Source organism: Vibrio sp. R11-SG3-ISO9, from assembly GCF_059834255.1.
Window position 1 is genome coordinate 1 of sequence record NZ_JCBDGU010000002.1, and the last position, 18,621, is coordinate 18,621.

The window sequence follows — 18,621 nt, forward strand, 5'->3', positions numbered from 1 at the left end:
CGTTAGCACCCGCCGTGTGTCTCCCGGATAGTACTTACTGGTATTCGGAGTTTGCAAAGGGTTGGTAAGTCGGGATGACCCCCTAGCCTTAACAGTGCTCTACCCCCAGTAGTATTCGTCCGAGGCGCTACCTAAATAGCTTTCGGGGAGAACCAGCTATCTCCAGGTTTGATTGGCCTTTCACCCCTAGCCACAAGTCATCCGCTAATTTTTCAACATTAGTCGGTTCGGTCCTCCAGTTGATGTTACTCAACCTTCAACCTGCCCATGGCTAGATCACCTGGTTTCGGGTCTATATCCAGAGACTGAACGCCCAGTTAAGACTCGGTTTCCCTACGGCTCCCCTAAACGGTTAACCTTGCCACTGAATATAAGTCGCTGACCCATTATACAAAAGGTACGCAGTCACCCTCGAAGGGCTCCTACTGCTTGTACGTACACGGTTTCAGGTTCTATTTCACTCCCCTCACAGGGGTTCTTTTCGCCTTTCCCTCACGGTACTGGTTCACTATCGGTCAGTCAGTAGTATTTAGCCTTGGAGGATGGTCCCCCCATATTCAGACAGGATATCACGTGTCCCGCCCTACTCGATTTCACTGATTATGATGTGTCGGTTACGGGGCTATCACCCTTTATTGCGAGACTTTCCAGACTCTTCACCTGCATCATTAAAAGCTTAAGGGCTAATCCAATTTCGCTCGCCGCTACTTTCGGAATCTCGGTTGATTTCTCTTCCTCGGGGTACTTAGATGTTTCAGTTCCCCCGGTTTGCCTCTTGTTGCTATGTATTCACAACAAGATACTTACTTATGTAAGTGGGTTTCCCCATTCGGAAATCCCAGACTCAAAAGGTTTTTACTACCTAATCTGGGCTTATCGCAAGTTAATACGTCCTTCATCGCCTCTGACTGCCAAGGCATCCACCGTGTACGCTTAGTCACTTAACCATACAACCCGAAGAGGTCTTTATGTATGGTAAACAACCAAGGTTTTTGGTTGTAATAAGAAGGGTTAATTCTTATTACGTGTTTGCCGGACTCAATTTTTGCTCTTTATTTTCACTTTTAAAAAGTGAAGACAAAAAGCCAAGACACTTGAATGTGTTTGTGTTGTGTTTATCCTAATAAGGATAAACATTGAGAACTTTTAATTTGATTTAAATAACTGTGTTATTTAAATCAGTCAGCTTTCCAAATTGTTAAAGAGCTAGATCACTTCTTAATGAAGTAACCATTTTTAAAAGCACTACTTGAAAATGCGCTTAAAGATGGTATCCCGTAGGGGAGTCGAACCCCTGTTACCGCCGTGAAAGGGCGGTGTCCTAGGCCTCTAGACGAACGGGACACTAAGATATCTCTTAACTTTCTAAACCATATCAATCTGTGTGGACACTTATCGTGAATATCTTCGTATAAGGAGGTGATCCAGCCCCAGGTTCCCCTAGGGCTACCTTGTTACGACTTCACCCCAGTCATGAACCACAAAGTGGTGAGCGTCCTCCCGAAGGTTAAACTACCCACTTCTTTTGCAGCCCACTCCCATGGTGTGACGGGCGGTGTGTACAAGGCCCGGGAACGTATTCACCGTAGCATTCTGATCTACGATTACTAGCGATTCCGACTTCATGGAGTCGAGTTGCAGACTCCAATCCGGACTACGACGCACTTTTTGGGATTCGCTCACTCTCGCGAGTTGGCTGCCCTCTGTATGCGCCATTGTAGCACGTGTGTAGCCCTACTCGTAAGGGCCATGATGACTTGACGTCGTCCCCACCTTCCTCCGGTTTATCACCGGCAGTCTCCCTGGAGTTCCCGACATTACTCGCTGGCAAACAAGGATAAGGGTTGCGCTCGTTGCGGGACTTAACCCAACATTTCACAACACGAGCTGACGACAGCCATGCAGCACCTGTCTCAGAGTTCCCGAAGGCACCAATTCATCTCTGAAAAGTTCTCTGGATGTCAAGAGTAGGTAAGGTTCTTCGCGTTGCATCGAATTAAACCACATGCTCCACCGCTTGTGCGGGCCCCCGTCAATTCATTTGAGTTTTAATCTTGCGACCGTACTCCCCAGGCGGTCTACTTAACGCGTTAGCTCCGAAAGCCACGGCTCAAGGCCACAACCTCCAAGTAGACATCGTTTACGGCGTGGACTACCAGGGTATCTAATCCTGTTTGCTCCCCACGCTTTCGCATCTGAGTGTCAGTATCTGTCCAGGGGGCCGCCTTCGCCACTGGTATTCCTTCAGATCTCTACGCATTTCACCGCTACACCTGAAATTCTACCCCCCTCTACAGTACTCTAGTTTGCCAGTTTCAAATGCAGTTCCGAGGTTGAGCCCCGGGCTTTCACATCTGACTTAACAAACCACCTGCATGCGCTTTACGCCCAGTAATTCCGATTAACGCTCGCACCCTCCGTATTACCGCGGCTGCTGGCACGGAGTTAGCCGGTGCTTCTTCTGCAGCTAACGTCAAGAAATGCCGCTATTAACGACACCCCCTTCCTCACTGCTGAAAGTACTTTACAACCCGAAGGCCTTCTTCATACACGCGGCATGGCTGCATCAGGCTTGCGCCCATTGTGCAATATTCCCCACTGCTGCCTCCCGTAGGAGTCTGGACCGTGTCTCAGTTCCAGTGTGGCTGATCATCCTCTCAGACCAGCTAGGGATCGTCGCCTTGGTGAGCCATTACCTCACCAACTAGCTAATCCCACCTAGGCATATCTTGACGCGAGAGGCCCGAAGGTCCCCCTCTTTGGCCCTTAGGCATTATGCGGTATTAGCCATCGTTTCCAATGGTTATCCCCCACATCAAGGCAATTTCCTAGGCATTACTCACCCGTCCGCCGCTCGACGCCGTTATCGTTCCCCGAAGGTTCAGATAACTCGTTTCCGCTCGACTTGCATGTGTTAGGCCTGCCGCCAGCGTTCAATCTGAGCCATGATCAAACTCTTCAATTTAAGATTTTGTCGACTCAATGAATACTGATTACATTCCCTATTCTTACGAATAGTGACTGTGAATTGACTGTGCCGATAATAAATTATCGATTGGTCACTCAGTTCATTGATATCATTTTGATACCGAAGTATCTGTTTGCCTTTGCTTTTAAAAGCGAAAACAAACTTAGTGATATTCATCAACGAGTGCCCACACAGATTGATAGGTTTAAATTGTTAAAGAGCTTCTCTTCGTTGTGACTTACATCACTTCGGAAGAGGCGGCCATTCTAGCGACTTAATTCTCAGTGTCAAACACTTTTTGAAAATTAATTTCTACTTTCTAAAAGTAGGAGCGAAATATCGCTTTAAGCTAGTTGCCGAACTAACATTCTTCGCTGAAGCCTTGTGGCGTCTGCCGTGTCAGTGAGGCGGCATTATAGAGATGCTCCTCACATTGGCAAGCATTTATTGAAGAAAAATAGAAAAATAGAGGCTAAGAGACCAAATAACGCTCAAAGGTTTATTTGTACAAAAATATACGCATTTTTATACAAAATACTCACAACACCCTGTGGATAAGTTAAGCGTTATTATCGAAAAAGTACGTAATCCTAGCTCTTGGATTTAAGTACTCTTGTACTTGTTGTGGCAATTTACTCGGATGAACCGCACTAGAGATCTTTATATCTTTACTTGCTAGATCGATGATCGGAGCTTGAGTACTAGGTACACTCGGGTCATAAATCAAAACATTAGGGTAAAGGATATGATCTGCATTTACTGAGATAACAATACCGATAGAGTCATTGGATAACTGGACTACCGTTCCTGGAGGATACACTCCCATTAACTTAACCAAGTGATTCAAATTCTCGTGGCTATATAGGTGCTTACAACTCTTATATAGATGAGACAATGCTAAGTATGGAATTTTTTGATCCGCTAGAATCCTATTGTGGCACAGAGAATCAAAAGCATTCGCCACGGCGACAACTTTGGCGAACTCATCGATCTCATTCTCTTTGAGCCCTTCAGGGTATCCAGAACCATCATTCATTTCGTGATGCTGAGCAATCACTTTATGAACGCTTTCAGGCATACCTTCTATAGCACCCACAATATCTACACCGTATTTGGTATGCAGCTTTAAGTAGTTTGCTTCTGGCACAGTCAGAGCTGTTTGCTTTCGAAGAATCGCCACTGGGATTTTCACTTTGCCGATATCATGGAAAAGTGCACCCAACGCCAACTCTTTTAATTGCTCACTACTATACCCTTTAGCTTTACCGATCATCAAAGCAATGACCGAGACATTAAGTGAGTGAAAATAGAGATCTTCAAATTCACCCTTACCCGTCATTAAGTGCAGTGAAACATTATCATCACTCAAAAACTTATCGACGATATCATCAACTAAAGACTTTACTTCTTCAGCGGCATCTAAAGGACGATTTCTGATTTTGGTCATAATGGCGCGCATTCGAGCGAGAGAGCGTTCAAACTCTTTTTCACAATGACTCACTTTACGACGGTAAGAGCTTAAAGTTTCGATTCGCTCACGTTTATGTTTCCACATAGCCTCAGCTTCTAACGAAACGTCTGACATTTCATCTAGAGGTTCTAAAGCGGCTTGCTCTACAGGAAGAGGGGTTGTATCACTCTGACTTGGGTTTATATAGACGTGCTTAATGCCGAGATGACGAATGACTCGAACTTGTTCTTCATCTTTGATTTTAAAGCTATTAAATAAAAATGGGTGTTCATTCCACTTAACCGGTAATCGTATGTGTAGGCCCGGCTGAATACGGTCCACTGTAATCTTTATGCTGCCCATTTTATATATAACTTTGATTATAAAACTCTATTTATAATTCTAATCAAATGGGACAGCAATTTCATTATGCAACTTTACACATTTAACTCATTGAGTCGCAATGTATCATCCAGCGAATACCAAACTTGTCTTCTACTTTGCCAAACCTCGCTCCCCAAAAGGTGTCTGCCAATGGCATCATTACTCTGCCGCCCTGCTTCAAACTCTCAAAGATCTGTTCCTGTGTGGCAATATCTTCTGTAACTAATGAGAGCGCGAGGTTATTACCTTGTAGTTCCTTGGCATGCACGCCATCGGACATCATTAGCTTCATACCAAAAGCTTCAAATTCTGAGTGCATAATCCAATCGGGTTCTGCCCCTTCGACCACTTGCGGTGCATCTTTAAAATATTGCTTAGATAGGATGACGCCACCAAAGCATTTTCTATAAAACTCTAAAGCTTCGTCGCAGCGTCCATCAAAAAAAAGGTAAGGGGTCAGTTTCAGCATAGATATCTCCTTGTTGTCTATTTAAAACATAGACAACAGAAGACAAATTGAAAGGTAATCTTATGATTTATTTAGGATAAAATTAGTATTACTTAGGGAAATCTATTCGAAAGGGAACAAAGACGTTTGATTACGCCCAGATTGCTTAGAACGATAGAGTGCCTTATCTGCAGATTCCAACCACTCCAAATGGCTAGCAATACAAGAAGAAAGCTCGCATACACCCAAGCTAACAGTAAAATTAATCGGACCAGATGAGGTATCAACCACGTACTTTTCGACTCTTTTACGCAGCCGCTCAGCAAAATAAAGTGCCTGATCAGCCGTCGTACCAGGAAGCAGCACCGTAAACTCTTCTCCTCCATAACGACCACATAAGTCTGAGTTTCTTGCTGTTTTTTTCAGTAACCGCGCTGTTTGTCGGATAACCTCATCGCCAGCGCCATGACCGTAGGTATCATTAACATTCTTAAAGTGGTCGATATCAAAGATCACTAATGCAGACGGCTGAGAAAGCAACTTTGCGCTTTCGTACTCTCGAGCTAAGCAAGACTCCCAATATGCTCGGTTGAATAACCCCGTTAGTCCATCTGTACGACTCATCGTTGACAAGCGCTCATTTGAATCACGCAGTTGCAGTTTGCTACTCGCCACATCGGATACATCCTGTACCATCAAACAGACGTGAGATACCCGACCATTCAACGACGTTAAAGGCGTCATCACTAGGTTTTGATACATATTGATACGTTGATGTGACAACGGAGAGTAGTTTTTGAAATCAAAGATATGCGGTCTATCTTCCCAGTTTGAAAAGATTCGACTTTTTAGTTCACTGCAGGCGGATATTTGAGCCTTAAGCCACTCTTGAGGAAGGTTAGGGACGACATCAAATAAGTTTTGATGAAGGATTCTGTCACCGTTGATGCCGCTGTAGCTCTGCATAAAGCTATTCCACAAACACACATTATGCTCGAGATCTAGCACCACCAGCCCGACATCAATAGTATCCATGACTTGCAAAGCCCAATGTAACTCATCCATTTCGAAGGTGATCTGACTCATTACAACACCTCCATTAAACGGTATAAAGTCTCAACTGACTCACCGTCTAAAAGCAGTAGCACTTCACATTCAAAATCTAAATGCTCTGCCAGGTAAGTAAACTCCACCGTGAATGCACTTTGCTCTACATGATGGATCGACAAAAATTCATCTTGCTCATTTTTAGAAACGGTAACAGGTTGACGCAGAGAAAAGTCGACCACCAGCTGGCTTGCCAAAGAGTTCAAATAAGTCGAGACCAATAAATTAGCGATGTTGAGAATCATCTCATTGTGGTTTGATTCGCTCGTCGGAAAGCCCAACGCATGCCCCAGTCCACCAATGTCTTGTCCTCGCATACATACCAAGGACTCGCCATGAATACCATTGCCCACAAACCGCTGAGTAACCGCATGTACCGAGTCTCTATGCAAGGCATCAGCAATGATCATATTCAGCTCACTCGCTTCAACAACACCGACATTCGGTACTGGTAGATCGATAAACTTACCAATACGATCGGAAATCACTGCAGCACCGCGCCCAAGAGCAATATTAGTAACCTCTCGGAACTTACTGAGCGGATCGATATCTGGCTCTTCTTGAATCGAATGTTGAGATTGGACTGCGGTAGGATTTTTGAAGACGTAGCTTTGAATAAGTTGAGTCACTTCGTCTTGATTAAATGGCTTAGCGATAAACGAAGAAGCGCCAAGCTCCATGCATCGCCTTTTCGCTTCTTGCTGAACATCCCCAGAAATCACCACTACATCGGTACTTATCCCGTAATCTTGCAAATACTGGAGTACTTCATAACCGTCCATCTCTGGCATAGTTAGATCAAGAAACATCAGATCGATACTATTTTCAATGACAGTCGCAATCGCTTCACGTCCGTTTGAACACATGAAGGTAACGATGCCGAAAGCTGCTGGCGAGATACAACGCTGAAGAGACTTTCTTGCTAGAGATGAGTCGTCACAAATGACTATGTTCATGCCAATACTCGTATTTTACGCGTAAGATTGAGAGCTTGTAGCAGAACAAGACTCGCGATTGGATCTATCTGTTGTTCAAACAATGCAAATATCAGCTTCAAAAGCTATTGTTTATACAAACGCCAAACTCTCGAGCATTATTTAAAGAAATTATGACAGCATTATTATGATACAAAGCACGAATGATACCAGTTTCACCCCTCCCCTTCTAAAGCGCACCTCTTAGTTTTCCCTCTCATTAATTATAAAACTATCAATAATTAGTAAGATCTTGCTTCCATTTATTAAACGAATGAAGAATCAATAAAAACTCATGGGTGAACAAAAAGTCTAAGCGACCCACGCCTAGACTAACTATTTTGATATACCGTTTAAAAACCATATTTTTGTTTGATTGGCTCGCAGACCAATTTGTATCTCGCATCGGCAGCTTCAGCTCCGGCAAACTCTACCATTGCTTCTGAATACCCCATAGCAGTGCCAAACTCTTCCATGATATATGGATCTTCTTTAACGCTCTTAGTTCGCTCTTTGGATAGTTCAACAATGAACTTTGCGTAATCTTGATTTTTATCTAGCCCTGCCGCCCAACCAAAGCAATGCGCTGCATCTTGTTTAGGAAACTCATTGAAGTCTTCACCCTTTACTTCTGCCATAGCGGTACCAGCTGTTAGCGCTGCGATTAGAGAAATGCCCATAACTCGTTTTTTCATCTTGTTTGCCTTATGTCTGAATATAAAGCGATGTTATCCCCCAGCGTATGAATCAGGCCTGAACACATTTGTTATGTTTATCTTTTGCCCCCCTGCACCTCCATGCTTTCCATATTGACCCTATGAATCAATTTTCAATTTGTTGGAACTGTGATGAAGCTAGAGTATTTACACTTAATTTAACAAAAAATTAACAAATGAAAATGCAATTGTCATAACTAGCTTCTAAGTTAATGTTTTTTTTAGAGTAATTAACCAAACACCTTCAATACCTAAATTGGCTCATTATTCCGCGCTGGAAAACGCGCATCAATAAAAACACAAAAACAAAGGAAGTTACTATGTCATTGTCTCGCAGAGACTTTATAAAAGTCGTCTCTTCAGGAGCCGTTGCTACTACACTGACTGCTTGTGGAGGTGACGATAACAACGCCGCCGTTGCATCTTCATTCGAGCATGGCATTGCCAGTGGTGACCCAACTCAAACTCAAGTGATTATTTGGACTCGAGTAACCACCGCAGCCAGCTACGTAGACGTAGCATGGCAGATCTCAAGATCTGAAGATTTTTCTATCATTGAGCAAAGCGGTACTTTTGCCACGGACACGAGTCGAGATTTTACGGTTAAGGTCGATGTGCAAAACCTCAACCCGAGCACTCAGTATTACTACCGCTTTATGGTGGGCGAGAACACCAGCAGCGTTGGGATGACACAGACTCTACCTGAGGGCAGCGTGGATAAAGCATCTATGGCTGTCGTGTCTTGTGCAAATTATCCCGCCGGTTATTTCAACGTCTATAAAGAGATTCTTAAGCAGAATCAAACAGAGTCGTTCGATGTAGTTTTACATCTTGGTGACTACATCTACGAATATGGCGCCGGTGGTTATGCCAGTGAAGATGCCGCTAAGTTAGATCGTGAGCCAAGTAAAGGCACCGAATGCATTACTATAGATGACTATCGAAAGCGCTATGCTCAATACCGCCAAGATCAAGACCTCCAAGCTTTACACGCTGCATTGCCAATGATTGCGGTTTGGGATGACCATGAACTCGCGAATGACGCATGGAAAAATAGTGCAGAAAACCACCAAGATAATGAAGGCAATTTTATCGACAGACGCGCCGCCGCCGCCGCCGCGTGGACTGAGTGGTTACCAGTTCGCGAGAATACCTTCTCGAATATGTTAATTTATCGTCAGTTCTCGTTTGGTGATTTGATCAACCTAATGATGCTCGATACTCGCTTAGTTGGGCGAGATCAGCCATTGGACTACTTTTCGCTTAGCGCACCGACGATGGAGGCGATTGGCGGACTCGTTGCACAATCACGCAGTGCTGATAGAGAATTACTTGGCACTGAACAACTGGCTTGGTTGATGAATGCGTTTAACAGCCAAGATGCCAAGTGGAACGTTCTTGGGCAACAAGTTCTTATGTCCCGTATGGAACTTCCGAGCTCGGTTATGTTAGCAATGTTTCAGCTATTCAATGCCACAGACGAGCAGAAAATGGATGCACTTCTCGCGGTGAACAATGCGATTTCAAATTACCTTGCAGATCCAAGCTCAGATACGATTAAGCTGCCATATAATCTCGATTCTTGGGATGGGTACTATGTTGAGCGAGAACGAGTGTATCAGATAGCCAAAGCGAGTGAGGGTCATTTTGTTTGCTTAGCAGGTGATACACACAATGCATGGACCAGTGAGTTAAAGGATGTGTCCAATAACTCTGTTGGTGTTGAGTTTGCGACAAGTTCGGTTAGCTCTCCAGGCTTAGAAGAATATTTATCGCTAGAACCTGTTGCGATCGCACAAATGGAGTACACATTGCCGCATTTGGTCTCTGAGTTGCAATGGACAGACATTAAACAACGCGGCTTTATGCGTGTAACCTTTACACCAGACAAAGCACAATCTACTTGGTACATGCTCTCTAGTGTTAAAGATAAAAACTATCAAGTGACCACAAAGACTGCATCAACAGCAGATGGTGTCACACTCACTCTTGAATAAGCTCTAGCTCATTTTTCTTAAACACTTTCCATACGCCAAATATAACAAAGCCCCAACGTGAATCGAGGCTTTGTCATATAGAATATGGTACCAGTAGGTGACTTGACTGGGCTTGCACTCAAGCCGACACGCTGGATTTCAAATTCACAAACGCCCAAAACGACGAAAGGTCGCTATAAAAGCGACCTTTCTATATATGGTACCGGTTAGGCGGACTGATTGGACAGGCATTCCTGCCGCCACCACGAAGGCAACGCTTTCCAGGCTCCAGATACAACAAAGCCCCAACGTTCGTTGAGGCTCTGTCTTAAAATATGGTACCGGTAGGCGGACTTGAACCGCCACGCCCGAAGGCAACGGATTTTGAATCCGTCGTGTATACCAATTTCACCATACCGGCATTATCTGGGGGCTATTGCCCTTTCGATGCTTGGCATTATACGTATGCTTATGAATGTCGCAAGTATAAAAACTTGAAATTACGTGTGTTTGCCGATAATTTCGCCACTAAGTTATAAGCTGTGCGCAATGTCTCTTTCCACTTTTGGGCTTAGCCTATATTCTGACGCCAAATTTTTAAAAGAAGTATTGTCATGACCTCTACTAATACACTACCACCAGCTGGTATGTTTCGCCGTTTAGGTGCTCTGTTCTATGATGCGCTGATTGTCCTTGCTATTGAGATGATGGCAGGTGGCGTAGTTGTTGCTCTGCTCCACGCCCTTATGGCAATGGGACTGTTTAGCCATGCAGGTTACGCAGACGTGAGCGACTTCTTGACTAACCATCCCATCTGGAGTCCAGCTTATACCTTTTATCTCGTAGCCGTTTGGTGTTACTTCTTTGTATTCTTCTGGACTCGCGCTGGACAAACTCTCGGCATGCGCGCTTGGAAGCTTCGCGTGCAAAACAGCGATGGCTCTGCAATTAGCGTCACTCAGGCTCTGATTCGTTTAGCTACATCAGGGTTTGGATTGGCCAACTTGTGTGTTCCGTTTGATCCTAAGAAGCGTGGCTTCCATGATATCTGGGCTAAGACCCAAGTTGTGGTGCTACCGAAAGCGCAATAGCTATAAAAGAATCACTTCAGAAATAAAAAAAGGGAAGGCACTCGCCTTCCCTTTTTCTCATCTATAGTTTTCGCCTTAACAGCATCAAGGCAATACCAAAGAATACGATACTTGGTGCGACCGCCCCAAACACAGGTGGTATCTGATAAACCAAACTGACCGGTCCAAAGAACTCACTGGATATGTAGAAAGTAAAGCCTGCAATCACACCCGATAAGATCCTCGCGCCCATGGTTACGCTTCGCAGTGGTCCAAAGATAAACGACAGAGCCATCAACATCATTACAGCAATCGACAGAGGCTGTGTTACCTTACGCCAGAAAGCGAGCTCATAACGAGACGCGTCTTGTTCAGAAGCTTGCAAATAAGAGACGTAATCATATAAACCACTTAATGAAAGCTCTTCTGGCTTCACGGTTACAATCGCCAGTTTGTCTGGAGCAAGCGAAGTTTGCCAAGAGTAACTCGGTAGGCTCTCTTTGGTAATTTGAACATCATCCTCGAATGAGGTGATCTGCACGTCTGACATTGTCCAAGTGTTATTACCGTCGTAATCAACCTGCTCAGCGAAGATGGTCGACTGAAGCTCTTTGTTTTGGTCAAAGCGCCACATGTTCATGCCATAAAGTCTTTCATCATCGACCTTGGCAATAAAGATAAAGTCATTGGCGTCACGAGCCCAAACACCACTTCGCGTCGAAACAATACTACCGCCAGAGATAGAGATAGCTCTTAAATCACGAGCCATCTTCTGCGCTTGCGGTGCACCCCATTGACCAAGCAAAGTTACGATGATCATCAAAGGTACTGCTGTTTTAAGCACCGATAGACCGATATCTAACTTAGAGAAACCTGCAGCTTGCATAACGACTAGTTCAGAACTGGCAGCTAGCATACCTAAGCCGATCAACGCCCCTAATAGCGCCGCCATTGGGAAGAACATTTCGATGTCACGCGGGATACTGAGAAGAACAAAGTACAAGGCCTGTAGCAAATCGTAAGTACCGCGACCGACCTTTCTTAGCTGCTCGACATATTTGATGATCCCAGACAGACCAACAAAAGTCACAAGCACCAAAGCAGTGGTAGAGATAATGGTTCTGCCAATATATAAATCGAGAATCTTAAACACGGCTTAGGCCAACCTTTTCTTCTTGAATTTTTCTTTCATGCGCCTTACTGGCACGCTATCCATAAAGTTTGCAGAGACAGCTACAATCAACAGCAAGGCATTGATTGGCCACATACCAATAGTGGCTGGGATGCTGCCCTCTTCTATTGACGACTTCGTTGCACTGATCGCTAAGAAGTACGTTAGATAAATCAGAATCGCTGGCCCCATTTTGGCAAAACGACCTTGTCGCGGGTTTACCGCAGACAACGGCACAACCAACATAGTTAGCAGCGGAATACAGATAACCAAAGAGATACGCCATTGCAGCTCTGCCTTGGCATTATTGTCTGGGTGGTTAATGAGATCCAGAGTCGGAATTGCTTCCCAGTCACGTCCTTTCTTCTTAACATCTCGCTGACCAATCAGGCCTTCGTACTCGTCGAAGTGCGTCATCATATAATCAACACGCGTCGGAACTCCCTCATAGCGCGTACCATCATACATAGCGATCACTTGTCGGCCATCACTTAGCTCTTTTACATCACCAGAGGACGAGAACATCACGCTTGGTAGAATCGAATCGCGAGGCGTAATCTGCGCAACAAAGACATTTTCCAGCTTATTACCTTTAATATCATCAATGAAGACAACTGAAGAACCGTCAGGGGTGCTTTCAAATTTGCCTTTAGGTAATAGATCGACACTGTTTTCTGCCGCTACTTTTTCGTAGAGCTGCTCAACCTTGTCTTGCGACCAAGGTGATAGCCATAGCGAGTTGAATGCCGCAACGCTCGCTGTAATCAAGGCTAGGTAGAGTGCAGCCTGAATTAAAAACTTATTACCGATACCAGTGGCGTTCATCACCACAATTTCACTTTCAGCGTAAAGTCGTCCAAATGTCAGCAAGATACCGATATAAATACTCAGCGGTAACATCAACAGCCCCATCGCAGGCATGTTCAGGCCAACAATCGATAAAATGAGACTTGCGGGAATATCACCGTCCGAAGCGTCAGCCAAAACACTGATAAATTTTTGGCTAAGAAATACAAGAAAAAGGACAAAAAAGATCGCAAATTGGCTCTTGATTGTCTCGCGGATCAAATATCTAACAATAATCACGCTGAAATTACCTATACAAAACTTGTTTTTTTGATTGAATCACTATAATTTCCCGTTGAACCTTTTATTTTTTAAATTTTTAGCTAAGTGTTAGCGCTCTTCTATAAGGTTAGTTCCATTGTAGGATCCAACAAGTAAGATCGCATTATCTAACATTTAGTTCTATTTGTCTTCAGGATGTAGGAGTACGCATGGAGTTCAGTGTAAAAAGTGGCAGTCCAGAGAAACAACGCAGCGCATGTATCGTTGTCGGTGTATTCGAACCACGCCGCCTTTCTCCTGTAGCCGAACAGCTAGATAAGATCAGCGATGGCTACATCAGTTCACTACTTCGCCGTGGTGACCTAGAAGGTAAACCAGGCCAGATGCTACTACTGCATCAAGTACCAGGTGTACTTTCAGAACGAGTTCTATTAGTAGGCTGTGGTAAAGAGCGTGAACTAGGTGAGCGCCAATACAAAGAAATTATCCAAAAAACCATCAGCACGCTTAACGAAACAGGTTCTATGGAAGCAGTATGTTTCCTAACTGAACTGCACGTTAAAGGCCGCGATACTTACTGGAAAGTTCGCCAAGCGGTTGAAGCGACTAAAGATGGCCTATACACATTTGATCAGTTCAAGAGCAACAAGCCTGAGACTCGTCGCCCACTACGTAAGCTGGTATTTAACGTACCAACGCGTCGTGAACTAAGCCTAGGCGAAAAAGCGATCTCTCACGGTCTAGCTATTGCTTCAGGTGTAAAAGCGTCGAAAGACCTTGGCAACATGCCACCAAACATCGCGAACCCAGCATACCTTGCATCTCAAGCTCGTCGCCTTGCTGACGATTTCGACACAGTGACGACTAAGATCATTGGTGAAGAAGAGATGGAAAAGCTAGGCATGACTTCTTACCTAGCGGTAGGTCGTGGCTCTAAGAACGAATCTATGATGTCTATCATGGAGTACAAGGGCGCACCAGATTCTGATGCAAAACCGATTGTACTTGTAGGTAAAGGCCTAACGTTCGATTCAGGTGGTATCTCACTGAAGCCAGGCGAAGGCATGGATGAGATGAAGTACGACATGTGTGGTGCTGCATCTGTATTCGGTACGATGAAAGCGCTCGCTAAACTGAACCTACCAATCAACGTTGTTGGTATTCTTGCTGGTTGTGAAAACATGCCAGGCAGCAATGCTTATCGTCCAGGTGACATCCTAACAACGATGTCTGGTCAAACTGTTGAAGTACTAAACACTGACGCGGAAGGCCGTTTGGTTCTTTGTGATGCACTCACTTACGTTGAGCGTTTCGAACCAGATTGCGTGGTTGACGTAGCAACGCTAACAGGCGCATGTGTTATCGCTCTAGGTCACCACATCAGTGGCGTTCTATCGAACCACAACCCACTTTCTCACGAGCTAGTTAACGCTTCTGAACAAGCAAGTGATCGTGCATGGCGTCTACCGATGGCAGACGAGTACCACGAGCAACTAAACAGCCCATTTGCTGACATGGCAAACATCGGTGGCCGTCCAGGCGGTACTATCACCGCAGGTTGTTTCTTGTCTAAGTTCACGAAGAAATACAACTGGGCACACATCGACATCGCAGGTACTGCGTGGAAGTCTGGTGCAGCGAAAGGCTCGACTGGTCGTCCAGTCTCAATGCTAGTCCAATTCTTATTGAACCGCAGCGGCCATGAGACTGAAGAGTAATCTTCAAAATAATAAAAAGGGCCTACGGGCCCTTTTTTAGTAACTTATGATGGGAAATTAGTCCCTCACTTATATCGAGTTTTAGTAGCGCTATGCAGACAGCCACTTTTTACATTGTGTCGCCAGACAGCCCTCAAGCAGAACCACAAGGTTTTGCCGAGTACGTGCTGTTTCTCGCTCATCACTTTGCTAAGCAAGGCGCAAAACTCTACCTAAACTGCTACAACAAAGCGCATGCCGAGAGCCTTGCAGAAATCTTCTGGCAAGTCGAACCCGAGCAGTTTATGGCGCACAACTTGGTTGGTGAAGGTCCAAAATATGCCACTAATATTGAAATTGGTTACGAGGGCGTTAAGCCCAATTGGAACCGTCAATTGGTAATAAATGTGGCCGATAATCATACAACCTTTGCGAACGCCTTTGCTCAGGTGATAGACTTCGTGCCTTGCGAAGAAAAAGCGAAGCAACTCGCGCGCGAAAGGTATAAAATTTACCGTCAAGCTGGGTATCAATTACAAACAATTGAGATTCAGCATCCATAGTCAAACCTCATAGTTAAAGCTATCTTTGAATTAAGGTTCAAGAAGCTTCACTTATGAAGTTTGACCAAGATTAACCATTCACAGTATCCGTAAAGAGCACTATGGAAAAGACATATAACCCAACATCAATCGAACAAGCCCTGTATCAGGCTTGGGAAGAGAAAGGCTACTTTAAGCCACACGGTGACACATCAAAAGAAGCGTACAGCATCATGATTCCGCCACCGAACGTCACTGGTAGCCTACACATGGGTCACGCGTTCCAAGACACTATCATGGATACTCTGATCCGTGCTGAACGTATGAAGGGCAAAAACACCCTTTGGCAAGTAGGTACGGACCACGCTGGTATCGCAACTCAAATGGTTGTTGAGCGCAAGATTGCTGCTGAAGAAGGCAAAACTAAACACGACTACGGTCGTGATGCTTTCATCGACAAAATCTGGGAATGGAAAAACGAATCCGGTGGCACAATCACTAAGCAGCTTCGTCGCCTAGGCGCTTCTGTAGATTGGGACCGCGAGCGCTTCACTATGGATGATGGCCTATCTAACGCTGTTCAAGAAGTGTTTGTTCGCCTATACGAAGAAGACCTAATCTACCGTGGTAAGCGTCTAGTAAACTGGGATCCAAAACTGCACACAGCAATTTCTGATCTTGAAGTTGAAAACAAAGACAAAAAAGGCCACATGTGGCACTTCCGCTACCCGCTAGCAAATGGCGTGAAAACAGCTGAAGGTAAAGACTACATTGTTGTTGCGACAACTCGTCCAGAAACCATGCTTGGTGATACTGGTGTTGCTGTAAACCCAGAAGATCCACGTTACAAAGATCTTATCGGTAAAGAAATCCTACTTCCTATCGTAAACCGTCTAATCCCTATCGTAGGCGATGAGCACGCGGATATGGAAAAAGGCACAGGTTGTGTAAAGATCACTCCTGCTCACGACTTTAACGATTACGAAGTTGGTAAGCGCAACAACCTACCAATGATCAACATCCTAACGTTCAACGCAGACATCCGTGATGCGGCTGAAGTATTCACTACTAACGGTGAAGCTAGCGATGTTTACTCTACTGAGCTACCTGCTAAGTACCACGGCATGGAGCGTTTTGCTGCTCGTAAAGCGATCGTTGCTGAGTTTGAAGAGCTAGGCCTTCTAGACGAAATCAAAGATCACGACCTAACGGTTCCTTACGGCGACCGTGGTGGCGTGGTTATTGAACCAATGCTAACTGACCAATGGTACGTGCGCGCTGCACCTCTTGCTGAGCCTGCAGTTAAAGCAGTTGAAGATGGTGAAATCCAATTCGTTCCTAAACAGTACGAAAACATGTACTTCTCTTGGATGCGTGACATTCAAGACTGGTGTATCTCTCGTCAGCTTTGGTGGGGTCACCGTATCCCGGCATGGTACGACAACGATGGCAACGTATACGTAGGCCGTACTGAAGAAGAAGTACGTGCAAACAACAATCTTGCACCTGTAGTCGTTCTTCGCCAAGACGACGACGTACTAGATACATGGTTCTCTTCTGCACTATGGACGTTCGGTACTCAAGGCTGGCCTGAGCAAACGGAAGATCTGAAGACGTTCCACCCTTCAGACGTTCTAGTAACAGGTTTCGACATCATCTTCTTCTGGGTTGCGCGTATGATCATGATGACCATGCACTTCAACAAAGATGAAAATGGTAAAGCTCAAGTACCATTCAAGACAGTTTACGTAACGGGTCTAATCCGTGACGAAAACGGCGATAAGATGTCTAAGTCTAAAGGTAACGTACTTGACCCTATCGACATGATCGATGGTATCGACCTTGAGTCTCTAGTAGAGAAGCGTTGTGGCAACATGATGCAGCCTCAACTAGCGAAGAAGATCGAAAAGAACACACGTAAGACTTTCGAAAACGGTATCGAACCATACGGTACTGACGCACTGCGTTTCACTCTTGCTGCTATGGCTTCTACTGGCCGAGACATCAACTGGGACATGAAGCGTCTTGAAGGTTACCGTAACTTCTGTAACAAGCTATGGAACGCAAGCCGTTACGTACTGATGAATACAGAAGAGCACGATTGTGGCATGTCACTTTCTGCTGAAGAGCGTGCAAACATGGAATTCTCTTTAGCGGATAAGTGGATTGAATCTCAGTTTGAGCTAGCAGCGAAAGAGTTTAATGCTCACCTAGACAACTACCGTCTAGACATGGCAGCGAACACGCTTTACGAATTCATCTGGAACCAATTCTGTGACTGGTACCTAGAGCTAACTAAGCCAGTTCTATGGAAAGGTACAGAAGCTCAGCAACAAGCGACTCGCTACATGCTGATCACTGTTCTAGAGAAGACACTACGTCTTGCACACCCAGTGCTTCCTTACATCACTGAATCTATCTGGCAGAGCGTTAAGCCACTAGTAGACGGTGTTGAAGGCGACACTATCATGACTCAAGCGCTTCCTCAGTTTAACGAAGAGAACTTCGATGCTGAGATCGTAGAAGACATCGAATGGGTTAAGACTTTCATCACAGCTATCCGTAACCTACGTGCGGAATACGACATTGCACCTAGCAAAGGCCTAGAAGTAATGATCAAAGTTGCTAACGAGAAAGATGCGGCACGTATCGAAGCGAACAAGGTAGTTCTAAACTCTCTTGCTAAGCTAGATAGCCTAACGGTTCTTGCAGACGACGCTGAGACGCCTGCATGTGCGACTAAGCTAGTTGGTCAATCTGAGCTGATGATCCCAATGGCAGGCCTTATCGATAAAGATGCAGAACTTGCTCGTCTTGATAAAGAAGTGAAGAAAACTCACGGCGAAATCAAGCGTATCGAAGGTAAGCTAGGTAACGAAGGTTTCGTTGCTAAAGCACCTGAAGCGGTTATCGCCAAAGAGCGTGAGAAGCTAGTAGGCTACCAAGAGACACTAGCTAAGCTTGAAGAGCAGAAAGCGACTATCGCTGCACTGTAATTGGTTAATTAACTTACCAATTCGAGCATATAAAAAGGGCAGATAATTCTGCCC

The 18,621-nt window shown here is 44.9% G+C and carries 12 protein-coding genes, 2 tRNA genes and 2 rRNA genes; 5 read left to right on the top strand and 11 right to left on the bottom strand.

Annotated features, from left to right (window positions below):
• The 8 genes from AC6R05_RS00050 to AC6R05_RS00085 all read right to left on the bottom strand — a co-directional run.
• Window positions 1-947, bottom strand: a 23S ribosomal RNA gene (locus AC6R05_RS00050); the annotation flags it as partial.
• Window positions 948-1,268: 321 nt separating this feature from the next.
• Window positions 1,269-1,344, bottom strand: a tRNA-Glu gene (locus AC6R05_RS00055).
• Window positions 1,345-1,412: 68 nt separating this feature from the next.
• A 16S ribosomal RNA gene (locus AC6R05_RS00060) occupies window positions 1,413-2,965 on the bottom strand.
• Window positions 2,966-3,527: 562 nt separating this feature from the next.
• Complete coding sequence (locus AC6R05_RS00065) at window positions 3,528-4,781, bottom strand: HD-GYP domain-containing protein (RefSeq protein ID WP_500646217.1); 1,254 nt, start codon at window positions 4,779-4,781, stop codon at window positions 3,528-3,530.
• An 82-nt stretch (window positions 4,782-4,863) separates the two neighbouring features.
• Window positions 4,864-5,271, bottom strand: coding sequence for a VOC family protein (locus AC6R05_RS00070; protein WP_500646218.1), 408 nt, complete (start codon window positions 5,269-5,271; stop codon window positions 4,864-4,866).
• Window positions 5,272-5,373: 102 nt separating this feature from the next.
• The gene (locus tag AC6R05_RS00075; protein WP_032553230.1) at window positions 5,374-6,336 is read right to left on the bottom strand and encodes a sensor domain-containing diguanylate cyclase; all 963 of its coding nucleotides are present in this window, start codon (window positions 6,334-6,336) and stop codon (window positions 5,374-5,376) included.
• Window positions 6,336-7,313: a response regulator gene (locus AC6R05_RS00080; RefSeq protein WP_500646219.1), complete on the bottom strand. Its 978-nt coding sequence runs from the start codon at window positions 7,311-7,313 to the stop codon at window positions 6,336-6,338. Before AC6R05_RS00080 ends, AC6R05_RS00075 begins: the two co-directional genes overlap by 1 nt.
• Window positions 7,314-7,684: 371 nt before the next feature.
• Window positions 7,685-8,026 carry a hypothetical protein gene (locus AC6R05_RS00085; RefSeq protein WP_331440732.1) on the bottom strand — a complete coding sequence of 114 codons (342 nt, stop codon included), beginning with the start codon at window positions 8,024-8,026 and terminating at the stop codon, window positions 7,685-7,687.
• Between the two features lie 341 nt (window positions 8,027-8,367).
• Between AC6R05_RS00085 and AC6R05_RS00090 the strand changes: the two genes are divergently transcribed.
• The gene (locus tag AC6R05_RS00090; RefSeq protein ID WP_500646220.1) at window positions 8,368-10,044 is read left to right on the top strand and encodes an alkaline phosphatase D family protein; all 1,677 of its coding nucleotides are present in this window, start codon (window positions 8,368-8,370) and stop codon (window positions 10,042-10,044) included.
• 315 nt (window positions 10,045-10,359) lie between these two features.
• Here the strand turns inward: AC6R05_RS00090 and AC6R05_RS00095 are convergent.
• A tRNA-Leu gene (locus AC6R05_RS00095) sits at window positions 10,360-10,444 on the bottom strand.
• A gap of 193 nt (window positions 10,445-10,637) precedes the next feature.
• On the opposite strand from AC6R05_RS00095, the gene AC6R05_RS00100 reads away from it, so the two are divergent.
• Window positions 10,638-11,114: an RDD family protein gene (locus tag AC6R05_RS00100; protein ID WP_032553236.1), complete on the top strand. Its 477-nt coding sequence runs from the start codon at window positions 10,638-10,640 to the stop codon at window positions 11,112-11,114.
• Window positions 11,115-11,175: 61 nt separating this feature from the next.
• Here AC6R05_RS00100 and lptG read toward each other — a convergent pair whose 3' ends face one another.
• The gene (gene lptG / locus AC6R05_RS00105; protein WP_150869323.1) at window positions 11,176-12,246 is read right to left on the bottom strand and encodes an LPS export ABC transporter permease LptG; all 1,071 of its coding nucleotides are present in this window, start codon (window positions 12,244-12,246) and stop codon (window positions 11,176-11,178) included.
• A gap of 3 nt (window positions 12,247-12,249) precedes the next feature.
• Window positions 12,250-13,350, bottom strand: coding sequence for an LPS export ABC transporter permease LptF (lptF, locus tag AC6R05_RS00110; protein WP_032553238.1), 1,101 nt, complete (start codon window positions 13,348-13,350; stop codon window positions 12,250-12,252).
• Window positions 13,351-13,541: 191 nt separating this feature from the next.
• On the opposite strand from lptF, the gene pepA reads away from it, so the two are divergent.
• The 3 genes from pepA (at window position 13,542) to AC6R05_RS00125 (ending at window position 18,567) form a co-directional block, all read left to right on the top strand.
• Window positions 13,542-15,050 (top strand): leucyl aminopeptidase, encoded by a 1,509-nt coding sequence (pepA, locus tag AC6R05_RS00115; RefSeq protein ID WP_032553239.1) that lies wholly within the window; start codon window positions 13,542-13,544, stop codon window positions 15,048-15,050.
• 92 nt (window positions 15,051-15,142) lie between these two features.
• On the top strand, window positions 15,143-15,592 hold the full coding sequence (locus tag AC6R05_RS00120) for a DNA polymerase III subunit chi (protein ID WP_500646221.1): 450 nt from the start codon (window positions 15,143-15,145) through the stop codon (window positions 15,590-15,592).
• Window positions 15,593-15,693: 101 nt separating this feature from the next.
• A complete protein-coding gene (locus AC6R05_RS00125; RefSeq protein ID WP_500646222.1) occupies window positions 15,694-18,567 on the top strand; it encodes a valine--tRNA ligase in 2,874 nt (957 codons plus the stop codon).
• The last annotated feature ends 54 nt before the right edge of the window (window positions 18,568-18,621 follow it).